This is a genomic window from Candidatus Andeanibacterium sp. (assembly GCF_057143545.1).
Map to the genome: position 1 here is coordinate 1 of NZ_DBNHSF010000015.1, position 5,845 is coordinate 5,845.

Consider the following 5,845-nt stretch of genomic DNA (forward strand, 5'->3'; position numbering starts at 1 on the left):
GCGGTCGCGTCATCCTTGAAATACTGGATGATCGTGCCGGGTTCGGGCCCCTCGTAAAGGATCTTGGCCTTGCCTTCGTAGATCTGGCGGCGACGGGTCATGGCGATCTCGCTTCGTGCCTCAAAAAGAACAAGCCCCGGCGCTGGCGAGTCGATAAGACTGCACTGCCGGGGCGGGCCCGAAGCCATTACGCGAAAAGTGCGATACGTGCAATTGGAGGTGACACATGGTCCGGGCCTATGCACTATCCGATCGGATAGGGCCGAGGGAGAGATATCATGGATACAAGCCGCCGCACCGTCATCGCCGCCGGCACCGCGTTCACCGCGCTGCTGGCAGCGGGGGCTTGCCGCAAGATCGAAGAGACCGAAGGAGCTCCGGTCGATCCGGCAGCCGAACCGAAGGAGGGACTGATGGAGGTCATCCATATCTATGCCGACGAACAGGGCGTCTCGCATGTCAAACGGGTCGAGGTGACCGGCATGCCCAAGCCGCTTCCGGTTGCGGCCGTGGTCGCCAACGCGATCGCCCCGGGGGTGGAAGACTGGCACACGGCGCCGCGCAAGACCTTCACCATCAACACCGCGGGCGATATCGAAGCCGAAGTCAGCGACGGATCGAAGGTGGCGATCGGCAAGGGCGACCTGGTCTATCTCGAGGACCGCGAAGGCAAGGGCCATATCACTCGGCTGCTGACCCCGGTATCGAACCTGTTCCTGCAGATGGACGACGATTTCGACTTCGAGGCCTGGGCTGCGTCGGCTTCGGAGATGCAGGACGCCTTTGGCCGCGAAACGGAGGGCTGATCCGGGCCAAGATCCAAGGATTCCGTAGCGGCAATTGACACGCATCCGTCGCGTCGCCAAAGGGGCGGCGATTGGGGGAGCGGGTGACGCAGGCCCGCCGGGGAGACCATAATGTCGCATACCGGCGCCAGAGCCGTATTCCTGAATTCTGCCAGTATGCTTGCCGCATTGGCCGCGATGTCACTGCCAACGCCTGCATTCGCCCAGGAAGACGAGACGCTCGCGGCTCCGCCTGCCGAAGACAGCCCGATCATCGTTACGGCCAAGATCCCGAGCTATGGCGCTATCGCCTTTGCCGGCAGTGCGACCGCCTTCGCTGCCGAAGAGCTCGAAGCGCGCCAGTTCCAGGACCTCCAGTCGCTGAGCTATGCCACCCCGAACGTCTCGCTCGACCCGATCGGGACCTTCAAGGGCGTGGCAAATTTCGCGATCCGCGGGCTCGGCATCAACAGTTCGATACCCTCGATCGATCCCGCAGTCGGCCTGTTCGTCGACGGGGTCTATATCGGGATCAATGCCGGAACGGTGTTCGATGCGCTCGATGTCGAGCGGGTCGATATCCTGCGCGGCCCGCAGGGAGTCGCCTTCGGCCGCAATACCACCGGGGGAGCGGTGATGCTGCAGACTGCCGACCCGGCCTGGACCAGCGAGGGCTATGCCAGGGTCGGCTATGAAGGGCCGGTCGATGGGGGCCGCGGGGCGGGCATGATCACCGCACGCGGCGTCTATTCGGGCCCGCTTTCGGACAGCGTCGCGATCCGGATCGGTGCGCTCCATTCGAGCGACCGGGGCTATTTCGAGAACCGCTTCGATGGCAACGCGTTCGGCGAGGCGGAAACGACCGTCCTGCGAGGTGCTTTGATGCTGCGTCCGTCGCACGTTTTCACCCTCACGCTCAAGGGCGAATGGACCGGCAGTTCGGGCGACGGCGCCGCAACCCACAATAATGGCCAGAACGCGCGCGACCGGTTCGACCTGTCGATCAACCAGCCGGGCTTCTACGACAGCGAGGCCGGGTTCGCGATGGCGCGCGGCGACCTGCAACTGGGCCCGGGAACGCTGACCAATATCTTCGGCTGGCGCAGCTATGAGCTGGCGACTCGCAACGATATCGATTCCTCGCCGGTCAAGCTGTTCGAATCCGATACCGCCACCAGCCAGGAGCAATGGTCGAACGAGCTCTATTACGCGGCCGATCTCGGCTTTTTCGCGATCACGCTGGGTGGGTACCTGTTCCACCAGGATGTCGGTTACGACGAGAGCCGCGACCTCACCGGGCTGGGGGCGACAGCGATCCAGTATGGCGGCGGGCGCCAGGGCCACGATGTCTACGGGCTTTATGCGCAGGCCGATTATCGCCTGACCGAGCGGCTTACCCTGACCGGCGGGCTGCGCTGGTCGCGCGAGGAGAAGGACGCTTCGGTTACCTATGTTCGCCCGCGCCCCACCTGTTCGGCGATCGCAGCAACGTGCCCCACCACCGGCGAGAACGCTCCGGGCGAGAACAACGGCTTTATCGACGCGCGCAGCTGGGAAAGTCTCTCGCCGCGCGTCGCCCTGTCGTTCAGCCCGGGCTACAATTCGAGCCTCTATGCCAGCTGGGCCCGCGGCCAGCGGTCGGGCGGCTACAATCTCCGTATCACCCAACCTGCCGCGTTCGAGGAAGTCTCGGCCATGCTCGGCTCGCCTGCGTTCGACGAGGAGAAGGTCGACACGTTCGAAATCGGCGCAAAATGGCAGAGCGAAGACGGCCGGGCCCGCGTCAACCTTGCAGTGTTCCGGACCGAAGTTGACAACATGCAGCGCGAGCTCAACCTGCCGAGCCTCAGCTCGGGCATTGCCCAGTCGGTCTACAACACCGCCGATGCGCGCATTGAGGGCGCGGAGATCGAGGCTTCGTTCGCGCCTGCGCCGGGCCTCACGCTCACGGCCAATCTCGGCCTCATCGATGCCGACTACCAGCGCATATTCTTCGATCTCGATGCGGACAACGTGATCGACGCGAAGGACCTGGCGCTCGAATTGCCGCGCGCGCCCCGATCGACCTGGGGCGGGGGCGTGCAATACGAGGCTTCGCTCGGCTTTGGCACAATTTCGCTCGATGCCTTCTTCCAGCACCGCGCGCGCTATGCCTACAGCGACAACAATTGGGGCTTCAATTCGGCTTCTGACCGGCTCGACGCCAGGATTTCGCTGGAGCTGGAAGAGCCATCGCTCACGCTCTCGCTCCATGGCAGGAACCTGCTCGACGAGGTGCAATTTGGCGGCGATACGCAATTGCCTTTCGCCGGCGGACCGTTTTCGAACGGGGTCAACGCGCCGTTCGATCCACATCCCAAGGACGGAACCTTCTCTCCGGTCTTCAAGGGCAGGGTACTTGGCATTGAAATTTCAGCAGATTTCTAGAGCGGATTCTCCGGTGCGACGGTCCTGAGGCACGACCGGGCGCGATCCTGAAAATTTTGCCGCATTAGGGCCTCGTAAACCATGTTGCTCTAGCAAGATGGCCGGGCTGCGACATTGTCGCGCAATGCTGGAATGACTGGGTTCAGATGGCGGGAAAAGGATTCCTGAGCGGCCTGACAGGCCGAAAATTCGGGAAAGGGGATGATACCCCTCCGGTCGACTATGGCGATGTGGCTGTAATCACCCCGTCGGACGGCGCGCGCCGGCTCGAAGTCCTGGACGACTTCGAAGGCGCCGGATTCGGCTGGATCTGGGCCAGCGACGCCGAAGGCCGCCTGATCTACATCACCCAGGCCGCGGCCGAAAAGCTGAAGCTTTCGGTGCACGACCTACTGGCCAAGCCGCTCACCGAATTGTTCGAGATCGATCCGGACAATCCCTTCGAAAAGTCCGACCGCCCGTTCAAGTTCCAGCTCAGCGCGCGCAGCAAGTTTGTCGACCTGACGCTGCGTTTTGCGCTCAACAAGTCGGTTCACGATATCAAGCAGATCTGGTGGTCGCTCTCCGGTCATCCGAAATTCGACCGGGAAGGGCGCTTCCTCGGCTATCGCGGCAGCGCCAAGGACGTCACCGTCGAATACGAGCGCAAGCTGCAGGATTCGCGGCTGGCCGAGTATGACTCGCTCACCGGGCTCTCGAACCGCCACCGGATGAACCGCCGGCTCGAAAGCATCCTCGCGGCCTACAAGGTCGAAAAGCGCAGCTGTGCACTGATGATGCTCGACCTCGACCGGTTCAAGAACGTCAACGATACGATGGGCCACCAGGCCGGCGACGAACTGCTCAAGCAGGTTGCGGAACGACTGACCAATATCATCGCCGGGCGGGGCGAGATCGGCCGGCTGGGCGGCGACGAATTCCAGATCATCATTCCCGACATGGACGACCGCGGGGCGTTGGGCGAGATCGCCGAAAAGGCGATCCAGATCGTCTCGCAGCCCTATCCGATCGGCGACAAGCGCGCGATTATCGGCACCTCGGTCGGCGTGGCGATCGCACCCTATGACGGGCTCGAGCGCGACGAGCTTACCCACAGTGCCGACCTCGCGCTCTATTCGGCCAAGAACGGCGGTCGCGGCCAGTTCCGGTTCTACACCGCCGATCTCAAGGACGAGTCCGAGGAACGGGCACTGCTGATGGAGGACCTGCGCGAGGCGCTGGCGAACGACAAGCTCGAACTCCATTACCAGCCGGTCGTGCGGACCGACGACAACATGGTGGTCAGCTTCGAGGCGCTGATGCGCTGGGAGCATCCCGAGCGCGGCTATGTCAGCCCCGGCCTGTTCATCCCGATCGCCGAAGAGTTGAACCTCATAATTCCGATTGGCGACTGGGCCCTGCGCCGGGCCTGCACGGACGCGGCGAAGTGGCCGAAGTCGATCCGGGTCGCGGTCAATGTCTCGGCGCTGCAATTCGCCAATCCAGGATTCATCGAAGTGGTCGCGGAGATCCTCGCGGAAACCGGCATCGAACCGGACCGCCTGGAGCTTGAACTCACCGAGAGTGTGTTCATGGGCGACAGCGAGCTGGTCGACCAGACCTTCAGGGCGCTCAAGCAGCTTGGCGTTCGCCTGGCACTCGACGATTTCGGCACCGGCTATTCCTCGCTCAGCTATCTGCGCTCCGCGCCGTTCGACAAGCTCAAGGTCGACAAGAGCTTCGTCGATTCCTGTACTTCGAAGGACCAGAACAGCGCCAAGATCATCGCCGCGATCATCGGCCTTTCGAACGCGCTGGGGATCGAGACCACGGTCGAAGGCGTCGAGGCGTTCGACCAGCTCCAGCTGGTGAAGGAGAAGGGCGGGCGCTACATCCAGGGCTGGATCTATTCGAAGGCGCTCAAGAACGAAGTGGTGCTCGAACGGCTTTCCTCCGGCGAGTTCAAGATCGAACCCGAAGGCCCCGACAAATACCGTTCCGATCGCCGCACCGTGTTCCGCAGGATCGGCGTGATCCACGAGGATCACCGTTACAATGCGGTCCTGCGCGACCTCTCGAAGACCGGCGCGATGGTCGAAGGCCTGCTCGGCGTGCCGATCGGGACCGACCTGGTACTCGACCTCGGGGCCGGCCAGCTTGCGGTCTGCAATGTCACCCGCAGCAAGGAAGCCCATATCGCGGTCGAATTCGAGACCCCGCTGGTCAATGACGGCTCGGGCGGGCTGTGCACCCGCCACCGCGTTTCGCCCTATGCGCTCGCCGCCGCCGGGATGCCGCTCGAGAGCCTGCCCAAGGGCAACTACCCGGTCCATCTGATCAACAGCGGACCCAAGAGCCAGCCCGCCTTCATGGAGACCGCGGTCGCCGGGATCGCCAAGAGCGCCAACGCGGCCTGATCGGGCCTCCTTCAATTCGGCAAGGGCGGGGCTTCGGCGCTGGGGCCGAACCTGAACGGAGGGTAACAGGGTAACACAGTCCAGGAAACGAAAAGCGGGCTCTCGGGGTGCGCTCAAAAACACCATCGTCACCCCGGACGTGATCCGGGGTCCCGCTACACTTGGTCTGGCAAGAACCAAGCGGGATCCCCGCTTTCGCGGGGATGACGAGAAAAGGGAAGCTCATCGCTCAGGATA

General features: G+C 63.3%; 4 protein-coding genes. 3 read left to right on the top strand and 1 reads right to left on the bottom strand.

Features of this window, described 5'->3' with window-relative positions:
- A partial coding sequence (locus AC16XC_RS00850) for a phosphoribosylaminoimidazolesuccinocarboxamide synthase (protein WP_484032741.1) occupies window positions 1-101 on the bottom strand: 101 nt, incomplete at its 3' end.
- A 177-nt stretch (window positions 102-278) separates the two neighbouring features.
- On the opposite strand from AC16XC_RS00850, the gene AC16XC_RS00855 reads away from it, so the two are divergent.
- The 3 genes from AC16XC_RS00855 (at window position 279) to AC16XC_RS00865 (ending at window position 5,608) form a co-directional block, all read left to right on the top strand.
- Complete coding sequence (locus AC16XC_RS00855; protein WP_484032738.1) at window positions 279-806, top strand: cupin domain-containing protein; 528 nt, start codon at window positions 279-281, stop codon at window positions 804-806.
- Between the two features lie 177 nt (window positions 807-983).
- The gene (locus AC16XC_RS00860; protein ID WP_484032739.1) at window positions 984-3,212 is read left to right on the top strand and encodes a TonB-dependent receptor; all 2,229 of its coding nucleotides are present in this window, start codon (window positions 984-986) and stop codon (window positions 3,210-3,212) included.
- Between the two features lie 230 nt (window positions 3,213-3,442).
- The gene (locus AC16XC_RS00865; RefSeq protein WP_484032740.1) at window positions 3,443-5,608 is read left to right on the top strand and encodes an EAL domain-containing protein; all 2,166 of its coding nucleotides are present in this window, start codon (window positions 3,443-3,445) and stop codon (window positions 5,606-5,608) included.
- The last annotated feature ends 237 nt before the right edge of the window (window positions 5,609-5,845 follow it).

What these genes read in the sequence shown, in the direction of transcription:
- AC16XC_RS00860 (WP_484032739.1), top strand. Translation starts at nt 984, where the DNA reads ATGTCACTGCCAACGCCTGCATTCGCCCAGGAAGACGAGACGCTCGCG.
- AC16XC_RS00855 (WP_484032738.1), top strand. Translation starts at nt 279, where the DNA reads ATGGATACAAGCCGCCGCACCGTCATCGCCGCCGGCACCGCGTTCACC.